17 protein-coding genes and 1 pseudogene are annotated in these 16,563 nt (G+C 67.6%); 4 read left to right on the top strand and 14 right to left on the bottom strand.

Annotated features, from left to right (window positions below; genetic code table 11):
- Positions 1–100: 100 nt before the first annotated feature.
- Positions 101–382 (bottom strand): annotated as a pseudogene (locus QMO14_RS20160) (LysR family transcriptional regulator); the annotation flags it as partial.
- A 94-nt stretch (positions 383–476) separates the two neighbouring features.
- Here QMO14_RS20160 and QMO14_RS20165 point away from each other — a divergent pair.
- Complete coding sequence (locus QMO14_RS20165) at positions 477–1,667, top strand: MFS transporter (protein ID WP_301509244.1); 1,191 nt, start codon at positions 477–479, stop codon at positions 1,665–1,667.
- Positions 1,668–1,705: 38 nt separating this feature from the next.
- Here the strand turns inward: QMO14_RS20165 and QMO14_RS20170 are convergent, their stop codons facing one another.
- Complete coding sequence (locus QMO14_RS20170; protein WP_301509246.1) at positions 1,706–4,471, bottom strand: diguanylate cyclase; 2,766 nt, start codon at positions 4,469–4,471, stop codon at positions 1,706–1,708.
- 252 nt (positions 4,472–4,723) lie between these two features.
- Complete coding sequence (locus tag QMO14_RS20175) at positions 4,724–5,476, bottom strand: FMN-dependent NADH-azoreductase (RefSeq protein WP_301509248.1); 753 nt, start codon at positions 5,474–5,476, stop codon at positions 4,724–4,726.
- Positions 5,477–5,575: 99 nt separating this feature from the next.
- On the opposite strand from QMO14_RS20175, the gene QMO14_RS20180 reads away from it, so the two are divergent.
- On the top strand, positions 5,576–6,502 hold the full coding sequence (locus QMO14_RS20180; protein ID WP_301509250.1) for a LysR substrate-binding domain-containing protein: 927 nt from the start codon (positions 5,576–5,578) through the stop codon (positions 6,500–6,502).
- Positions 6,503–6,622: 120 nt separating this feature from the next.
- Here the strand turns inward: QMO14_RS20180 and QMO14_RS20185 are convergent, their stop codons facing one another.
- Positions 6,623–6,823 carry a hypothetical protein gene (locus tag QMO14_RS20185; RefSeq protein WP_301509252.1) on the bottom strand — a complete coding sequence of 67 codons (201 nt, stop codon included), beginning with the start codon at positions 6,821–6,823 and terminating at the stop codon, positions 6,623–6,625.
- Between the two features lie 173 nt (positions 6,824–6,996).
- On the opposite strand from QMO14_RS20185, the gene QMO14_RS20190 reads away from it, so the two are divergent.
- Positions 6,997–7,728, top strand: a complete 732-nt coding sequence (locus QMO14_RS20190; protein ID WP_301509253.1) for a hypothetical protein — start codon at positions 6,997–6,999, stop codon at positions 7,726–7,728.
- A gap of 10 nt (positions 7,729–7,738) precedes the next feature.
- Here QMO14_RS20190 and QMO14_RS20195 read toward each other — a convergent pair whose 3' ends face one another.
- The 3 genes from QMO14_RS20195 to QMO14_RS20205 all read right to left on the bottom strand — a co-directional run bounded on the left by QMO14_RS20195 (position 7,739) and on the right by QMO14_RS20205 (position 9,462).
- A complete protein-coding gene (locus tag QMO14_RS20195; protein WP_301509254.1) occupies positions 7,739–8,011 on the bottom strand; it encodes a general secretion pathway protein GspL in 273 nt (90 codons plus the stop codon).
- A 21-nt stretch (positions 8,012–8,032) separates the two neighbouring features.
- The gene (locus QMO14_RS20200; RefSeq protein WP_301509255.1) at positions 8,033–8,281 is read right to left on the bottom strand and encodes a hypothetical protein; all 249 of its coding nucleotides are present in this window, start codon (positions 8,279–8,281) and stop codon (positions 8,033–8,035) included.
- A 278-nt stretch (positions 8,282–8,559) separates the two neighbouring features.
- Positions 8,560–9,462: a LysR substrate-binding domain-containing protein gene (locus tag QMO14_RS20205; protein ID WP_301509256.1), complete on the bottom strand. Its 903-nt coding sequence runs from the start codon at positions 9,460–9,462 to the stop codon at positions 8,560–8,562.
- Positions 9,463–9,597: 135 nt separating this feature from the next.
- Here QMO14_RS20205 and QMO14_RS20210 point away from each other — a divergent pair, with 135 nt between their 5' ends.
- Positions 9,598–10,266: an FMN-dependent NADH-azoreductase gene (locus tag QMO14_RS20210; RefSeq protein WP_301509258.1), complete on the top strand. Its 669-nt coding sequence runs from the start codon at positions 9,598–9,600 to the stop codon at positions 10,264–10,266.
- A gap of 10 nt (positions 10,267–10,276) precedes the next feature.
- Here the strand turns inward: QMO14_RS20210 and QMO14_RS20215 are convergent, their stop codons facing one another.
- The 7 genes from QMO14_RS20215 to QMO14_RS20245 all read right to left on the bottom strand — a co-directional run bounded on the left by QMO14_RS20215 (position 10,277) and on the right by QMO14_RS20245 (position 16,557).
- Positions 10,277–11,182: an SDR family oxidoreductase gene (locus QMO14_RS20215; RefSeq protein ID WP_301509259.1), complete on the bottom strand. Its 906-nt coding sequence runs from the start codon at positions 11,180–11,182 to the stop codon at positions 10,277–10,279.
- Positions 11,183–11,263: 81 nt separating this feature from the next.
- Entirely contained in the window at positions 11,264–12,202 is a 939-nt protein-coding gene (locus tag QMO14_RS20220; RefSeq protein WP_301509260.1) for a glutathione S-transferase family protein, read from the bottom strand.
- Positions 12,203–12,231: 29 nt separating this feature from the next.
- Positions 12,232–13,875: an isovaleryl-CoA dehydrogenase gene (locus QMO14_RS20225; protein WP_301509261.1), complete on the bottom strand. Its 1,644-nt coding sequence runs from the start codon at positions 13,873–13,875 to the stop codon at positions 12,232–12,234.
- A 38-nt stretch (positions 13,876–13,913) separates the two neighbouring features.
- Entirely contained in the window at positions 13,914–14,930 is a 1,017-nt protein-coding gene (locus QMO14_RS20230; protein WP_301509263.1) for an NADP-dependent oxidoreductase, read from the bottom strand.
- Between the two features lie 32 nt (positions 14,931–14,962).
- Complete coding sequence (locus QMO14_RS20235; RefSeq protein ID WP_301509264.1) at positions 14,963–15,427, bottom strand: PaaI family thioesterase; 465 nt, start codon at positions 15,425–15,427, stop codon at positions 14,963–14,965.
- A gap of 1 nt (position 15,428) precedes the next feature.
- A complete protein-coding gene (locus QMO14_RS20240) occupies positions 15,429–16,226 on the bottom strand; it encodes an SDR family oxidoreductase (protein WP_301509266.1) in 798 nt (265 codons plus the stop codon).
- 28 nt (positions 16,227–16,254) lie between these two features.
- On the bottom strand, positions 16,255–16,557 hold the full coding sequence (locus QMO14_RS20245) for a Dabb family protein (protein WP_093306839.1): 303 nt from the start codon (positions 16,555–16,557) through the stop codon (positions 16,255–16,257).
- Positions 16,558–16,563: the final 6 nt, after the last annotated feature.

Raw genomic sequence — 16,563 nt, forward strand, 5'->3', positions numbered from 1 at the left:
CTTCCCGAGGCCCTGTACGCCGAAGCGGACAGGTCGGACTTCTTCATCAATCTTTCGAGGCTCTCATGCAACTCCTTCATCTCGACTCCAGTGTGCTCGGCGGCGCGGCGCCGGCGGCGGCGCAGCGCTCGGCCTCGTCCATGTCGGCCAGCACGCGCAGGCTGCGCTCGTAGAACTCGGTGCCCTCGGGCGTGAGTTGCAGCTTGCGTGTCGAGCGGTGGACCAGCTGGATGCCCAGGCGCAGCTCGAGCCGCGCCACAAGCTTGCTCACGGCCGAGGGCGTCATGCCCAGCAGGCGCGCGGCGGACGAGAAACCGCCCGACTCCACCACCTGCACGAAGGCTTCCATTTCGCCGGAGCGGTTGACCTCGATGCGTGGCATGGCTCCTTCTCCATTCTGTGACTTCAAATCACAAGTCTATGTAGCCGTGGCATTCTAGTCATCGATGGCATTCGTCCTCACAGTACAGGGCATCATGCCAATCGCTCTACTCGCCCTCACCGCCGGTGCCTTCGGAATAGGCACCACCGAGTTCGTCATCATGGGCCTGCTGATGCAGGTCTCGACGGATCTTCACGTCTCCATCACGGCCGCCGGCCTGCTGATCTCGGGCTATGCGCTCGGGGTGGCGGTGGGCGCGCCGGTGCTCACCATCGCCACCCGCAAGCTGCCGCGCAAGACGGTGCTGCTCGCGCTGATGGCGATCTTCACGCTCGGCAATCTCGCCTGTGCCCTCGCGCCCAACTACGAAATGCTGATGGCCGCGCGCGTCGTCACCTCGCTGGCGCACGGCACCTTCTTCGGCGTCGGCTCGGTGGTCGCCACCGGGCTGGTGGCGCCGGAGCGCCGCGCCTCGGCCATCGCCATCATGTTCACCGGCCTGACCGCCGCCACGCTGCTCGGCGTGCCGGCCGGCGCATGGCTGGGCCTGCATTTCGGCTGGCGTTCGACCTTCTGGGCCGTCACGCTGATCGGCGTGCTGGCCTTCGCGGTGCTCTCGATGTTCGTTCCGCGCGTCAAGGACGAGGCCAAGGCCGTGCCGCTGCGCGAGGAACTGGGCGTGCTGGCGCGTCCGCAGGTGCTGCTCGGCCTGGCGATGACGGTGCTCGGCTTTGCCGGCGTGTTCGTGGTCTACACCTACATCCAGCCGCTGCTCACCCAGGTCACCGGCCTGTCGGAATCGGCGGTGTCGCCGATCCTGCTTGTGTTCGGCGGCGGCCTCGCGGTCGGCAACCTGCTCGGCGGCAAGCTGGCCGACCGCGCGCCGATGGCGGCCGTGTTCGGCACGCTGGTGGCGCTGGCGGTGGTGCTCGGCGCGATGCAGTTCACCATCGGCACGCCCTTCACCGCAGTGGTGTTCGTCGGCCTGCTGGGCGTGGCTTCCTTCGCCACCGTGGMGCCGATGCAGCTGCGGGTGTTKGAGAAGGCTTCCGGAGCCGGCCAGAACCTGGCTTCGAGCCTGAACATCGCGGCGTTCAACCTGGGCAACGCGCTCGGCGCCTGGGTCGGCGGCGTGGTGATCGACCATGGCCCCGGCCTGCGCGCACTGGGCTGGGTGGCCGCGCTGCTCACGCTGATGGGGCTGGCCATCGCGCTGTGGAGCCGCGCGCTCGACAGGCGCGAGCCGCGCAACGCGCCGGCCGATTGCGCCTCGGCCCAGGCCTGAGCTTTGCGGCGGTCGCAGCGATGAGCAGGAAAGCCCGCTCAGTGCTCCAGCCGCGTCGGCGAACCGCTGTGCGAGCCGCCCGACTGCATGAAGAACGCGAACCTGTCGCGCCCCGCCGCCTTGGCGTTGTAGAGCGCGACGTCCGCGCGCGCCAGCAGTTCCTCGGCCGTGGCCGACGAGCCGGTCGCACGGTGGAAGGTGATGCCGATGCTGGTCGTGACGTCGACACGCTGGCCGTCCACCACGAAGGGCGGCGTGTGCACGCGGTCCACGATCTTTTCCGCGACCACGGCCGCCGCCTCCGGCGTGCCCAACCCTTCCAGCACCAGCACGAATTCGTCGCCGGCCAGCCGCGCGACCATGTCGGTGCCGCGCACGCAGCCCCGCAGCCGCTGTGCATATTCGGTGAGCACCGCGTCGCCCACCGCGTGGCCCATGGTGTCGTTGATCGCCTTGAAGTGGTCGATGTCGAGGAACATCAGCGCCATCGCGTGGCCGGTGAGCTGGCTGCGCAGCACCGCGTCGGGCAGGTATTCGTTGAAGGCGAGGCGGTTGGGCAGGCCGGTGAGCGTGTCCAGCCGCGCCAGCTCGATGAGCTTGTGCTCCACCACCTTCAGCGCCGTGATGTCCAGCGCCAGCGAGAAGATGCCATGCGTCAGGCCGTCGGTGCGCACGTCGGGCACGTAGATGACCTGCGCGACGCGCTCGCTCCCGCCGCGCTGCATGCGCGCCTCGAACTCCACGCGCTCGCCGGCCAGTGCGCGCGCGAGCATCGGCTGGCGCGACACGTACACCTCGCGGCCCGACACCTCCTGCATGTGGCGCCCCAGCACCTGCGCCGGGTCGAGCCCGAGCCATTCGCGGCTGGTGGCGTTGGCGAAGGTGATCTTCTCCTCGCGGTCGATGTAGGTGATGAGCGCCGGCATGTTGTCGGTGATGGCGCGCAGGCGCAGCTCGCTCTCGGCCTGGCGCAGCTCGGCCTCCTTCAGCGCCGTGATGTTGAAGGACATCAGGTAGAAGCCCACCACTTCGCCGCGCAGGTTCTTGTCGGGAATCAGGTTGACCTGGAAGTAGCCCTGGCGGCCGTGCAGCGGCGCGCGCACCGGAAAGCGCACCTTCTTGCCCGAGAACATGACCGGAAGGTACGGTTTGAGCTGGGAATAGATCGTCCGGCCCAAGGCCGAGCGCAGCGTCGTGCCCAGCAGCGGCGCCTTCTCGCCAAGGCCCGCCATCTGCCGCGCCCGGATGTTGGCGAACAGGCAGTTCTGCTGGCGATCGAAGTAGCCCACCAGCGCCGGGATGCTGTCGGTCACATCGCGCAGGCGTGTTTCCTGTTCACTCAGGGCGCGGCGGATGTTGGCTTCCTCGGTGATGTCGAAGGTCATCGAGAACACGCCGCACACCTTGCCCTCGGCGTCGAGGTCGGGGATGTAATGCGCCTTGAAGGTGCGCTCGCCGATGCCCAGCGCCGGGTCGCCGGATTTCTCGAGGATCACCGTCTCGCCAGCCAGCGCGCGCACGATGTGCGGCTGCACGACCGCGAAATCGGCCGGCCCGCGCACCTCCGGCATCAGGCGGCCGACGAGCGGACCGCTGCCGCCGTGCAGCGCCCGCACATGCGCATTGACGAAGGTGTAGCGCAGGGACGCATCGATGTGCGACACCATCGCCGGAATGCTGTCCGCGATGATGCGCACCCGCGCCTCGCTGTGCGCCAGGCTGCGCTCGATGGCCCGCCGCTGCGCCATCAGGTCGTCGAAAGTGCGCGCGAGATCGCCGATCTCGTCGGCGGCATAGCTGCGGTGCGCCACGGGTGTCTCTTCTTCGATCTGAGAGCCCCCCCGCTGGGTGGACTGCATGTGCCGGTGCAGGTCCGTAAGCGGCGTCAGCTGCCGGCGCACCACGGCCAGCGTCAGCGCGCCGGCGCACAGCGCGAGCACGAACGCCCCGATCCACGCACCGCGCTCGATGGCGTTGATGCTCGCGAAAGCCTCGCTGCGCGGGTACATGGCGCCGACGATCCAGTTCGCCTGCACCATGCGGTCGAAGGCGTAGAGGCTGGGCACKCCGGCTTCGTTGACGCCCTCGCTGGAGCCCTGGAAGCCGGCCATCGCGCGAAGGATCTGGGCGTCGCCGCCGCCACCGTTGGCCTGAACGTGGATCAGGATGCGCGAGGCGTTCGGATGGTCGACCACGATGCCGTCCACCGTGGTCACGAACAGGTAGCCGGTCTTGCCGAACTTCACGTCGGCAAGCGAGCCCAGCACGCTGCGGTCCTTCAGGTTGATGGCGCCGGAGATCACGAATCTCACCTGGCCGGCGCCATCGAACACCGGTTCGGTGATGGCCACCTGCGCCAGCCCATTGAGCCGGTTGCGGTACGGCTCGGACACAAGGCCGGTCCTGGAGGCGACCGTCTGCTGGAAATAGGGCCGGTCCTTGACGTTCACCTTGCCGATCGCCTGCGCGCCGTTCAGGTTTGCCACCAGGTTGCCTTCCATGTCGAGGAAGGCGACGTTGTCGAAGGCCTGGCGCAGCGAGGCGTGCCGCTCGACGAAGGCCTGCAGCGCCGCCGAACCCTGGAAGTCCTGCGCCTCCACGCTGCCGCTGAAGGTCTGCAAAAGGATGCGGCGGCTGCCGAATTTCTGGTCGATCGCGTCCGCGATGGCGTCGACCCGGGCGAACTCCTCGGCCGCGATCGAGGCACGCATGCTGCTCTTGACCAGATGGAGCGCGAAGGTGGCGATCGCGAAGGTGGCCAGCAGGACCACCGCCGCCACGCCCAGGCTCAGGCGTGTGTGCAATCCGAACCGGAATTTCGAGGGACCTGTTTGATTCATTGAACTTGCTCGGGGCCGGTACGTTGCCGGCGGCGGGTTTCCCGCCCTCCGAGTATCGGTGGGTTCGGGTTGCCGCGGAAGATGCAGGATTTGCGCCGCGCGGACACGGGCGACCTCAGCCGCCGCTGCGACGCTTCTCGCTCCCGGCAGCGAGACTGCGCCGTACCACTCGGTCCGGTAGAGGAGCCCGAGCCATGCAATCCCGCCCCTCGACTTCTACAAGGCCGCTGCCGACGCACGCAGGGCGATGGTCGGCTTCGAAGAGGCCATCGACAGCAAAGCTTCGGCAGGCTCGAGCAGCGCGTCGACCAGTTCGTCCACGCGCCGCTCCGCGCGGCGCATCGACTGTGCGAGTTGCTCGCCGCCGAACTCGTCGGACTCCACCGCCGCCTCGTACACCTGCGTGATGCCGAGGTAGCCGAGCGCCGAGCGCACGCTGTTCTCGGTGTGGTTGAGGTGCGCGATGCGCCCGCCTTCTTCGTAGCCATGGTCGCCGCGCGCGCCCAGCAGAACCACGCGCTTGCCCGCGTCCGCCAGCATCGGCCAATACGGCACCGCGCCGCGAGAGCGGTCGAAGCCGAAGGTGCGGCCCACGCGCACGATGTTGTCGATCCACGCCTTGAACTGCGCGGGCACGCTGAAGTTGTACATGGGCAGACCGACCACGATCAGATCGGCCGCGACGAGTTGATCGACCAGCCGGTCGCTCTCGGCGAGCACCTCGGCCATCCACGGCTCGCGACCGCCGGGCGGCGTGAAGGCCGCGTGGATCCATCGCCCGCTGACGTGCGCGGGCGGCTGCTGGCCCACGTCGAGGTAGTCGACGCGATCGTCTGGCCGCGCCTCGAGCCAGCGCTCGACGAAGCGCGCGGAAAGGCGGCGGGTGTGCGAGCCGTGCAGGTCGGTGTCGGAGCGGCCCGGCCGGGCGCTGGCGTCGATGTGGAGGATGTTCGTGATTGCGCTCTTCATGGGTGAGTTTCCTTCTTTCGTTTTGCGCTGCCAGAATGGTGCGCAGGCCACGAATCTAGGATTGCAGGACTGATTCTACAAACGATCATTTCTCTACACATGAACGAGATTGGCTCATCTGTACGCAGGGTGCGCAGACTGCCTCCGCTGCTTTCGCTGCGCGCCTTCGAGGCCGCGGCGGCCCACCTGAGCTTCCAGCGCGCGGCGCAGGAGCTTTCGGTGACGCCATCGGCCATCAGCCACCAGGTGCGCGCACTCGAAGCGTCGCTCGGGCAGCCGCTCTTTCGCAGGCTCACGCGGCAGCTCGCACTGACGCCCGCGGGGCAGCGGCTCTTCGACGATCTGCGCACTGGCTTCGACCTGCTGGAAGCCGGCATCGACAGGCTGCGCCGCCCTTCCGCCTCGCAGGCCGTGACCCTGAGCACCAACACCGCCTTCGCCGCGCGCTGGGTGCTGCCGCGCGTGGAAGCATTCCGCAAAGCCTGCCCCGGCATCGAACTGCGGCTGCATGCGAGCGACACCCTGGTCGACATCGCGCGCGGCGAGGCGGACATCGCGGTGCGCTCAGGCAACGGCAACTGGCCGKGGCTCGTGTCGCGCGAACTGATGCGCGAGCGCTACGCGCCGCTGTGCAGCCCAATGCTGGGCCTGAACGACGTGGCGGACCTGCCGAAGCACCGCCTGATCCACTGCGACTGGCAGCCGCAGGCGCTGGCCCCCGCCGTATGGCCGCGATGGTTCCGCGAAGCCGGCATCGCACCGCCCAGGGGACGTGCGATGAAGGCGTCGGGCCTGTCGTTCTCCGACGAAACGCACGCCATGCTGGCCGCGCTCGCCGGGCACGGCGTGGCGCTGCTGAGCCTCACGTTGTCCGCCGAGGAACTGCGCGGTGGAGCGCTCGTGCAGCCCTTCGGGCCTGCGCTGGACACGGGCAGCTACTTTCTGGCCGTCGCCAATGGCAGGGAGGACGAGCCGGCGATACGTGCCGTCTGGGAGTGGATCTCGTCGCAGGCTTCGGCAGGCTGAACCAGCCTTCGCAATGCGCTGACGCTGACGCTGCCGGTGCAGGCGATGCCCGCGTCCTCGTGGAAATGAACAAAAGCCTCCCAAGGAGGCCTTCATGGCGAAACGACACCCGGCGCGGACTCAGCGCGTCTTGCTAAGCAGCGTCGGCACCACGTAGCCGTCTCGGTAGACCGCCTCGATGGTCCCGTTGACCTGGTCGGAGGAATGCGCGGTCACGAATTTTTCCTCGGTCACGCGGTAGACCACCATGGTGCAGGACGAGTGCTTGCTCAGCGTGCGGGCCACGCCGGTGGCCTGCCTCAGGGTGGGGTAAGTCTCCATGGGGGCGCTTTCTCGTCTGCTTGATATCCACTCAAATGTTAACTCTTAGGTACTCAAATATTCCTAAGGGTATTTTCCGAGCGCCAACAACGCGGATTTTCCTCAAGGCATTGACAACGGAGGCCCGCAACGCCCCGGGGCACGGGCAGCGCGCTCACTACACTGCCCTTCCGATGTCCCGCCCAGCCACCTTGCAGCCCGTGCCGATCTCCTTCTTCCAAAGCGGCGAACTGCTGCGCAGCCGCAGCGTGAGCGACGTGGTGCTGGCCGGCATGGTGGACGTACCGATGCCTCCCACCCGTCTGCTCGCCGACTGGGACCGGGAGATCTCAGCGCAGCTCGCGCTGGAGCCCGGAGACGTGGAGCCTCTGCCCCTCGCACGGGCCCGCACGCGCTGGCCGGACTACCGGCTCTGCGTCCAGGCCGCGTCCGACTGGGCGCAGGCGCAGGGCCTGCCCGGGGTGCTTGCCTCCAGCGACATCGCCCTGATGGCCTGCCGCGGCGCGAAGTACCACCACGACGGCATGCAGTACGGCTTCGCGGCGTTCTGCAATCTCTTCATGAGCGAGGACAAGGGGCTGGACCTGCACTTTCCCTTCGCAGGCCGGCGCATTCCGCTCAGGCGCGGGACGATGGCGATCTTCGATACCGGCCAGCCTCACGCGGTGATCCGGCGCGGCAGCAGCGGCTTCGACGCAGCCGGCTTCGCGCATGGCAGCGACGGCAATCTGGTCTTCCTGACATGGGAGCTCCCCATCGAGGACGCCTCCGTGGCGAAGGCGTTGCGGATCGAGTTCGACATCGCTGCACCGAATGCGGCGCAGCCTGATGAGGCATCGCTCATCCTGGACGGCAAGCCGGCCGTCGTACACCCTGCTTCCGGCCAGTGGATGCGCGACGACTGACCGATTTCGCTCAGCGCTCCTGTGAAACGGCAGCAGCACTGGCGGCAAGCCCGGCCAGGCATTCCCTGACCGCCTGAAGCGGCGTCTTCTCATGGCAACGCGCCGCGGCCTCGCGCGCGACGGCTTCGCTCAGGCGCCGCTGCTGCGCGGCCTCGACCTGCAGTTCGACGATCCCTTTCATGAGCAAGGCCAGCACGATCAGCAGCCCGATCGCCGCACCGAGGAATGTCAGGCGCCAGTTGCCCATGCGAAGGCTGGGGGCCGTGCCAGGCTCGCCGGCCATGCGTTCTTCCGCCGGGGCCATCTATTGCGGCAGGCCCGGGAAGAGCCACATGCTCAGCCCGAGGATCAGCCCGATCCCGAGGAGCACGATGGCGGCCGTGGTGAACACCGATGCCGCGACGATGTTCTGGACGAAGAGAGCCATCAGCACGAACCCCACGGCCGCGACGAAGCACACCACGACCGGCAACACCGCCCTGAAGGCAGCGCCGCGCCCGGGCACGGACGGTTGTTCGTCCGGGCCGCCTTCGCGCAGGAACGGGGTTCGCATGGGTTTCCTCCTCTTCGCGATATCTCGCGTGTATGTGTGTCGTGTGCGATGAGGAAGGCGGGCTGTTCGGGACAACCTTTTCTGACCTTCATCAAAGAAAGTTTTGGAAGGTTAGGGAAAAGATTCAGCGGGGCTAAGGGATTACTGCGCGAACGTTGCGCATGAGAAGAAGCTCGGCGAACAAAGCTCGACGGCCTGCGCAATAGTTGACAACCAGCAGGCCAACTCTAGAAGCGCAAGCTGGCAGCCGCCAGTGCCGAAAGTCACTGCGGGCGGAGTCAGGCGCTGTCGCCTGGCGGCTGCAGCGCCCTCACCCAGTCGAAAACCGCCGCCACGGCCGGCTCGTCGCGCCGCTCCTTCGGGCAGACGAGATGGAACGGCAGCCCCGGCAGTTCCGGCCCGAAGGGCCGCACGAGATTGCCCGCGCGCAGTTCGTCGGCGATCAGCGCAAGGCTCATCAGCGCGACGCCCTGTCCCTGCAGCGCGGCCGACACAGTGTGCGTCTCGTCGGAGAACACCGGGCCGGCCGACACGTCGAGACCCGGCACCTGCGCCTCCTGCTGCCATGCGGGCCACGTGCCCGGCTGGGTCTTGCTGCCCGGCACCTCGAAGTGCAGCAGCGTATGCCGCACCAGATCGCCGGGGCGGCGCAGCTCGAGCGCGGGGCTGCACGCCGGTGCGAAGACGTTGTCGAACAGCTTCTGCGACACCATGCCCGGCCACTGCCCGCGGCCGTAGCGGATGGCGATGTCGGCGGTGGTGCCGTCGAGCGGCACCGCGTCGTGCGATGCATGGATGCGCAGGTCGAGCCGCGGATGCAGCGCGCGCAGTGTGCTCACGCGCGGCAGCAGCCATCGCGCCGCGACCGCCGGCGTGGTCGACAGCGTGATGGCGGTTCGCCCGGATGGCGCACGCAACCGTGCGACTGCATTCGCCATCGCGTTGAACGATTCACCGAGCACCGCCTGCAGTTCCCTGCCCTGCGGCGTGAGCACCAGTTGCCTCGGCTGCCGGATGAAGAGCGCCACGCCCAGCGCATCCTCGAGCTGGCGCACCTGGTGGCTGATGGCCGTGGGCGTCACCGACAGCTCATTGGCCGCGAGCTTGGCGCTGCAGTGCCGCGCGGCGGCCTCGAAGGCGCGCAGCGCCGCCAGCGGAGGGAGTTGGCGAAGGTTGGCCATGGATGAATCTATTTTTCAGCAGCGCAAAGAAATCGTCGTTTGTCGCCTTGACGGTGCGTCGATAAATTTCTCTCCATGCCAGGCAGACAGCTGAATTCTCTTCATCCAACCCTTCATGTCAAAGAGGACCGCACCATGACCACACTGCTCCACATCGATGCCAGTGCCCGCCCCGGCCGTTCGGGCACGCACGTTCACGGCTCGCATTCGCGCCGCCTCAGCCATCACTTCGTGTCGACCTGGCGCGCAGCCCGGCCCGGCGACGAAGTGATCTACCGCGACGTCGGCGCCACGCCGCCGGGCAACGTCACCGGCGAATGGATCGCCTCCGGCTATTCGCCGGCCGAGCAGCGCGAGCCATGGATGCACGCGGTGCTCGCCGAAAGCGACGCGCTGATCGCCGAGGTCCGCCGCGCCGACGTGCTGGTGATCGGCGTGCCCATGTACAACTTCGGAATGCCYGCGCCGCTGAAGTCATGGATCGACAACATCGTGCGCATCGGCTCCACCTTCGACTTCGACCGCGCTCGCGAGAACCCCTACGTGCCGCTGCTGGCCGAGCGCCATCGCCGCACGGTGCTGCTCACTTCATGCGGCAGCAGCGGCTACGGGCCGGGCGGCTTCCAGGCGCGGATGGACCTGCTCACGCCGGGCGTCACGAGCCCGCTGGCGCTGCTGGGATTGACCGAGGTCCACAGCATCGCGATCGAGCATGCGGAGGATCACGGCGATCTGCTCGACCGCTCCATCGCCAGCGCGCTTGCCAGTGTCGAAGCGCTCGTGGCCGAACTGCAGGCCGGCTGAACGCCCCGGCTCAGGCCGAGCGCAACTGCTCGCGCAGCTTCTGCCCGATTTCGGGCCGCTCGAGGAACGGGTCCGCGGGATTGGTGATGGAGACGATGTTCTCCATCCGGCTGCGCACGTTGCCCAGCGCCTTGGGGTGGCTGAACACGTAGAACTGGTTGTCGCTGATGGCTTCGAACACCTTGGCGGCCACTTCGGCGGCCGTGATCTTGCCGCTGCTGACTGCCTTGTTGCTCATCGCCTGGCCGATCAACTGGCTCTTGGTGAGTTCGCTTTCCTTCGGCGCATCCGGACGATTACGCTCGCTGCTCGTGATGCCCGTGGGCACGAAGTACGGGCACAGCAGGCTCGCGCCGATCTGGTCGGTGACGAGGTTCAGGTCCTGGTACATCGTCTCGGTGAGGCTCACCACCGCGGCCTTCGCGGCGTTGTAGATACCCATGTTGGGCGGCGTGAGCAGGCCGGCCATGCTGGCGGTATTGGTCACGTGGCCACGGTAGGACGGGTCTTTCGCGGCGGCTTCCAGCATCATCGGCACGAACAGGCGCACGCCGTGGATCACGCCCCACAGGTCCACGCCCAGCACCCAGTCCCAGTCGGCCACGGTGTTCTCCCACACCAGGCCGCCGGCGCCCACGCCCGCGTTGTTGAACACGAAGTGCGGCGCACCGAAGCGCTCCTTCACGGCAGCGGCCAATGCCTCCATCTGCGCCGCGTCCGACACGTCGACCTTGCGCGCCAGCACCTGCACGCCGGCCGCTTCCATCTCCGCCTGGGCCTTGTCGAGCGCATCCTGCTGCACGTCGACCAGCACGAGGTTCATGCCGCGGGCGGCGCCGATGCGCGCGCACTCCAGGCCGAAGCCCGAACCCGCGCCGGTGAGAACGGCGGTCTTGCCCTTGAAGTCCTGAATCATTGGGTGCTTTCCTTTGGTTGACTCTGTGCCGTCTATTGGACCGCTTCAGACGGAGAACGGCTGTCGTTCGCGTGACGCGAGTCAGCCCTCGGCCTTCTTCAGCACATACCCGATCCGCGGAAAGTGCACATGCACCGTGCCCACGCGCTCGCTGCTGCGCTCCAGCGTGTAGTGCGTGCGCGTGGCGGCCACCAGCGTGCCGGGCGTCTCCTCGAGGCCGAAACTCTCGGCGCGGATAGTGACGGCGCTGCCCAGCGGAATGCCGTGGTCGTCCTGAAAGGTGCTGTCGGTCAGCAGCGAGTGCGGCGTGGAGGCCTTGGCGATCTCGATGGCCTCCGCGCTCGTGAATTTCTCGGGCACGCCGTGGCCGATGGCGGCCATGCGGTCCATCCAGTCGACCACCGCGGGCGTGAGGTCGAGGATGGTTCGCACCGACTCGATGCGCCGCGTGTACCACAGCGGGTGGTAGGCCGAGAAGTCGGCGATGCTGGGCACCTCGCCCAGCAGGTAGGGCTTCTCGTCGAGCATGTCGGAGAGCCTGCGCAGGTACGACTTGTAGGCGCTGGTGGCATCGGCCGGGCGCAGGCGGGTCATGTTGCCGGCGCTCATCCTGCCGCGGTCTTCGCCGAAGGCCTTTGCGGCTTCCGGCGGTGCCTTGGCGAACACTTCGGCCGCGCCCCTGGGCTGGAGGTTCCATGCCATGGCGGCCCAGAACAGCGTGGTGTCGGCCCATTGGGCGAGGATGCGCGACATGCCCTTCTCGGGCTCTGGGTAGAGCGTGGGCGTGGGCTGCAGGTGCTCCAGCACGTCGGCGATGAGCGCGCTGTCGCAGTAGATGTCGGCGCCGATCTGCAGGAATGGCGTCTTGCGGTAGCCGCCGGTGAGCGCCTCCACGTCGGGCTTGGGCATGATCGGCGGGATGAAGACCGACTTCCACGGCAGCTTCTTCGCGCCGAGGATCAGGCGCACCTTCTCAGAGAACGGCGAGGTGAGGTAGTGGTGGAGGATCAGGTCGGCCATTGTGTTTCCCGTGGGGTTGTCGTTGTGTTTCAGTGCGGCTGGGCGCGCTGGATGATCGAATCGAAATCGGTGCCTGTTCCCAGCGTACCGAAGGCATTGCCCCAATCGCCGCCGAGCCTCGACGCACAGAACGCGCCGGCAACCGCAGGCGGCGCGGTCTGCACCAGCAGCGCCGCCTGCACGGACAGCGCGACGTCCTGCGCGAGGCGGCGGGCCTCGGTTTCGGAGGCCATTGCTTCGATGCGCGCCGGTAGCGCGTCGGTGAGGCGATCGAGCGCGGCGTGCTGGCCGCGCGCCGGTGCCAGCTCCTTCGCCAGTGCGGCCACCGCGTCACCCTTGCGCAGCCCGCGCAGCAGGTCAAGCGCCATGATGTTGCCCGCGCCCTCCCAGATGGAGTTGAGCGGCATCTCGCGGTAGATGCGGGCCATGACGCCTTCGCCGCCCTCCTCCACGTAGCCGTTGCCGCCAAGGCACTCCATGGCTTCCTGCGCGAAGGCGCTGCCGCGCTTGCAGATCCAGAACTTGGCGACCGGTGTGAGCAGCCGGGCCATCAGGCGCTCGTGCTCGTCGGCCTGGTTGTCGAAGGCCCTCGCGAGGCGGATGGCGAGCGCGGTGGCGGCCTCGCTCTCCAGCGCCAGGTCGGCCAGCACGTTCTTCATCAGCGGCTGGTCGATCAGCGGCTTGCCGAAAGCCATGCGCTGCGCGGCGTGGTTGAGCGCGAGGGCCAGCGATTGCCGCATCAGCCCGCTGGTGCCCAGCGCGCAGTCGAGCCGCGTCATCGTGCCCATCTCGAGGATCTGCGGGATGCCGCGCCCCTCCTCGCCCACCAGCCATGCGGTGGCCCCGTGGAACTCGACCTCGGAGCTCGCGTTGGCCTTGTTGCCCAGCTTGTCCTTCAGCCGCTGGATGCGGATCGCGTTGCGCGAGCCATCGGGCAGCACGCGCGGCAGGAAGAAGCACGAGAGCCCGGCCGGCGCCTGAGCGAGCACCAGGAAGGCATCGCACATCGGCGCCGAGAAGAACCACTTGTGGCCGGTGATGGCGTAGCGCTCGCCCCAGGCGTCGCTGGTGCCTTCACGCACGGCCTGCGTGGTGTTGGCCCGCACGTCGGAGCCTCCCTGCTTCTCGGTCATGCCCATGCCCATGGTCACGCCGGGCTTGTCGCCGAAGGGCTTGAGCGCCGGGTCGTACCAGAGGCTGCCGAGCTTCAGGCCCCAGTCGGCATGCACCGCCGCATTGCCGCGCAGCGCGGGCGTGACGGCGTAGGTCATGGAGATGGGGCAAAGGATCGACGGCTCCAGCTCGGTGAAGAGCATGAAGCCCGCCGCGCGCAGCACATGCGGCGAGGCCGAGGTGCCCGTCCAAGGCGTGCCGTGCAGCCCGGCGCCCACGGCGGCGCTCATCAGCGCGTGGTAGCTCGGATGGAACTCCACCTCGTCGATGCGCCGGCCGAAGCGGTCGTGCGTGTGCAGCTCGGGTGTGTGGACGTTGGCCAGCCGCGCATGCGCCTGCATGCCGGCCGAGCCGAGGGTGGCGCCAAGTTCGTGCAGTTGCGTGGTCTGCAGCGCGGGCGCGTTGAACTTCAGTGCATCGCGCAAGGGCCGGTTGGTGTCGAAGAGGTTGTAGTCCACCAGCGGCGTGGGCTGGTTGAAGACCTCGTGTGTCGCTTCCATTTCCGGCCTCCTTGCCGTGCGTTCAGTTCATCGATGGATCAGAAGACCTTGACGAGCTGCTTGCCGAGATTCCTGCCCTTGAGCAGGCCCAGGAAGGCTTCCGGCGCCGACTCGATGCCCTGCGCGATCGACTCGCGCGGCTTGAGCTTGCCGGTGGCCACCAGCGTGCCCAGCTCGGTCAGCGCCTCGGGCCACACTTCCATGTGTTCGCTGACGATGAAGCCTTCGATCTTCATGCGGTTGATGAGGATCAGAGCCGGGTTCGCCAGCGGCAGCGGCTGGCCGTCGTAGCCCGCGATCATCCCGCACAGCGCCACGCGCGCGAAGGCGTTGGCGCGCAGCAGTACCGCGTCGAAGATGTAGCCGCCGACGTTCTCGAAGTAGCCGTCGATGCCGTTCGGGCAGGCTTCCTTGAGCGCCGCGCTCATCGACTTGACGTCGGAGTGCTGGCGGTAGTCGATGCAGGCGTCGAAGCCAAGCTCGTCGGTCACGTACTTGCACTTGTCGGGGCCACCGGCAATGCCGACCACGCGGCAGCCGCGCGCCTTGGCCAGCGCACCGAAGGCGCTGCCCACCGCGCCGCTGGCGGCGGTGATGACCATGGTTTCACCGGCCTTGGGCGCAATGATCTTCACCAGCCCGTACCAGGCCGTGACGCCAGGCATGCCGACCGCGCCCAGGTAGTGCGACAGCGGCACGTGCGTGGTGTCGACCTTCTTCAGCGCGCCGGGCTGCGAGGCATCGACCACGCTGTATTCCTGCCAGCCGCCGAAGCCGACCACCTTGTCGCCCACGGCGTACTTGGGATGCTTGCTCTCGACCACTTCGCCGACGGTACCGCCCTGCATGGTCTGGCCCAGCGGCTGCGGCTGCGCGTAGCTCTTGGAGTCGTTCATGCGCCCGCGCATGTACGGGTCGAGGCTCAGGTAGTGGTGGCGCACCAGGACCTGGTTGTCCTTGAGCGCGGGGGTCTCGGCGGTGACGAGCTTGAAGTTGCCGGCAACGGCCTCGCCTTCGGGGCGGTTGTCGAGATGGATCTGCTTGTTGATGGGCACGGAAGTCTCCGGAAAAAGTTCAGTCTGTAACGTCAGTCAGTCGAAGGCGGACGCATCTCGTTGGCGCTGGCCGGGCCGGTCGGCAGCCGGCGCTTCACGTACTTGAAGGTGCCGGTGGCGTGGGCGCACACGCGTTCCTGCTCGTCGTAGATTCTGGCTTCGGTGAAAGCCAGCGTCGCCGTCCTGTGAATGAGCGTGCCGCGCGCGTGCAGCGGGCCGACCGAGGGCTGCATGAAGCTGGTCTTCATCTCGATGGTGACCACGCCCGTCTCGGGCGCCACGCTGCGCGCGGCTGCTGCCATGGTGATGTCGAGCAGCGTCATGCAGGCGCCGCCGTGCGTCACGTCGAAGGTGTTCAGGTGCTCGGGCTTCGCCGTGTAGATGATCTCCGACTCGCCGCCCTCGAACTTCGTCAGCTCGAAGCCGAGGTGGCGCGCGAAGGGGATCTGGCTCGTGTACGAGCGGATGTTGATGTCGCTGGAGTCTGGAGAAGACATGTCAGGCCGCACCCAGCACCACGCTCACGCCGCCGTCCACGGCCAGCCACTGGCCGGTGATGTGCTTGCCGGCGTCGCTCGCGAACAGCAGCGTCAGGCCCTTCAGGTCTTCCTCGTCGCCCAGGCGTCCCAGCGGCGCCTGCGCCGCCATCTTCTCCTCGCCCAGCGACTTGATGAGGCCGGCGGCCATCTTCGTCATGAAGAAGCCCGGGCAGATGGCGTTCACGTTGATGTTGTACTTGCCCCATTCGGCGGCCAGCGTGCGGGTGAAGCCGATGACCGCGGTCTTGGAAGTGTTGTAGGCCAGCGTCTGCATCTCGGGCGGGTTGCCGTTGAGGCCGGCGATGGAGGCGATGTTGATGATGCGGCCCGCCTTCTTCGGGATCATGTAGCCGTTGGCGATCTGCTGCGACAGGATGAAGTACCCGCGCACGTTGAGGTTCATCACCTTGTCCCAGGCCTCGACCGGGTGGCTTTCGGCCGGCGCGCCCCAGCTGGCGCCCGCGTTGTTGATGAGGATGTCGACCGCGCCCATGCGCTGCAGCGTCTCGTCGGCCAGGCGGCGGGTGTCTTCCTCCTTCGAGCAGTCGGCGGCAATCCAGCGCGCGTCGATGCCTGCGGCCTGCAGCTCGGCGGCGGCCTGCTCCAGGTCGTCGGCCTTGCGCGAACTCAGCATGATCTTCGCGCCAGCCTCGCCCAGCGCATGGGCCATCTGCAGGCCCAGGCCGCGCGAGCCGCCAGTGATGAGGGCGGTCTTGCCGGTGAGGTCGAAGAGTTTCTGGACGGTGCGGGCGGTCATGGGTTGTCTCCGGGGTTCGGGTTTTGGATCAGATCTCGTAGTCCATGCATTGACGGGCTTCTCTGACTGCGCCGATGAACGGCTTCAGGGCCACGTGCTGCGGATGGTCCGCATAGGCCGCAAGTGCGGCGGCGTCGGTGAATTCCGAGTACAGGACCAGGTCGTAGGTGGCTTCCAGCCCGGGCTGGGCGATGGCCACCTCGAAGCGCAGCGTGCCGGGCGACAGCTTCGCGCAGGCATCGAGCAGCGCCTTGGCCTTGAGCAGGTTGGTCGCCTTGTCGGCGCCCTCGGCGTGCTCCTTGAACTTCCACATCACGATGTGCTTGAGCATGGCGGG

It is taken from the genome of Variovorax sp. CAN15 (assembly GCF_030462475.1).
GTDB lineage: Bacteria > Pseudomonadota > Gammaproteobacteria > Burkholderiales > Burkholderiaceae_C > Variovorax.

Bases quoted from the DNA above. Each gene is read 5' to 3' on its own strand.
- QMO14_RS20190 (WP_301509253.1), top strand. From the start codon at position 6,997: ATGTCCCGCCCAGCCACCTTGCAGCCCGTGCCGATCTCCTTCTTCCAA.
- QMO14_RS20240 (WP_301509266.1), bottom strand. From the start codon at position 16,226: ATGACCGCCCGCACCGTCCAGAAACTCTTCGACCTCACCGGCAAGACC.
- QMO14_RS20235 (WP_301509264.1), bottom strand. From the start codon at position 15,427: ATGTCTTCTCCAGACTCCAGCGACATCAACATCCGCTCGTACACGAGC.
- QMO14_RS20225 (WP_301509261.1), bottom strand. From the start codon at position 13,875: ATGGAAGCGACACACGAGGTCTTCAACCAGCCCACGCCGCTGGTGGAC.
- QMO14_RS20200 (WP_301509255.1), bottom strand. From the start codon at position 8,281: ATGCGAACCCCGTTCCTGCGCGAAGGCGGCCCGGACGAACAACCGTCC.
- QMO14_RS20215 (WP_301509259.1), bottom strand. From the start codon at position 11,182: ATGATTCAGGACTTCAAGGGCAAGACCGCCGTTCTCACCGGCGCGGGT.
- QMO14_RS20220 (WP_301509260.1), bottom strand. From the start codon at position 12,202: ATGGCCGACCTGATCCTCCACCACTACCTCACCTCGCCGTTCTCTGAG.
- QMO14_RS20175 (WP_301509248.1), bottom strand. From the start codon at position 5,476: ATGAAGAGCGCAATCACGAACATCCTCCACATCGACGCCAGCGCCCGG.
- QMO14_RS20195 (WP_301509254.1), bottom strand. From the start codon at position 8,011: ATGGCCGGCGAGCCTGGCACGGCCCCCAGCCTTCGCATGGGCAACTGG.
- QMO14_RS20185 (WP_301509252.1), bottom strand. From the start codon at position 6,823: ATGGAGACTTACCCCACCCTGAGGCAGGCCACCGGCGTGGCCCGCACG.
- QMO14_RS20245 (WP_093306839.1), bottom strand. From the start codon at position 16,557: ATGCTCAAGCACATCGTGATGTGGAAGTTCAAGGAGCACGCCGAGGGC.
- QMO14_RS20205 (WP_301509256.1), bottom strand. From the start codon at position 9,462: ATGGCCAACCTTCGCCAACTCCCTCCGCTGGCGGCGCTGCGCGCCTTC.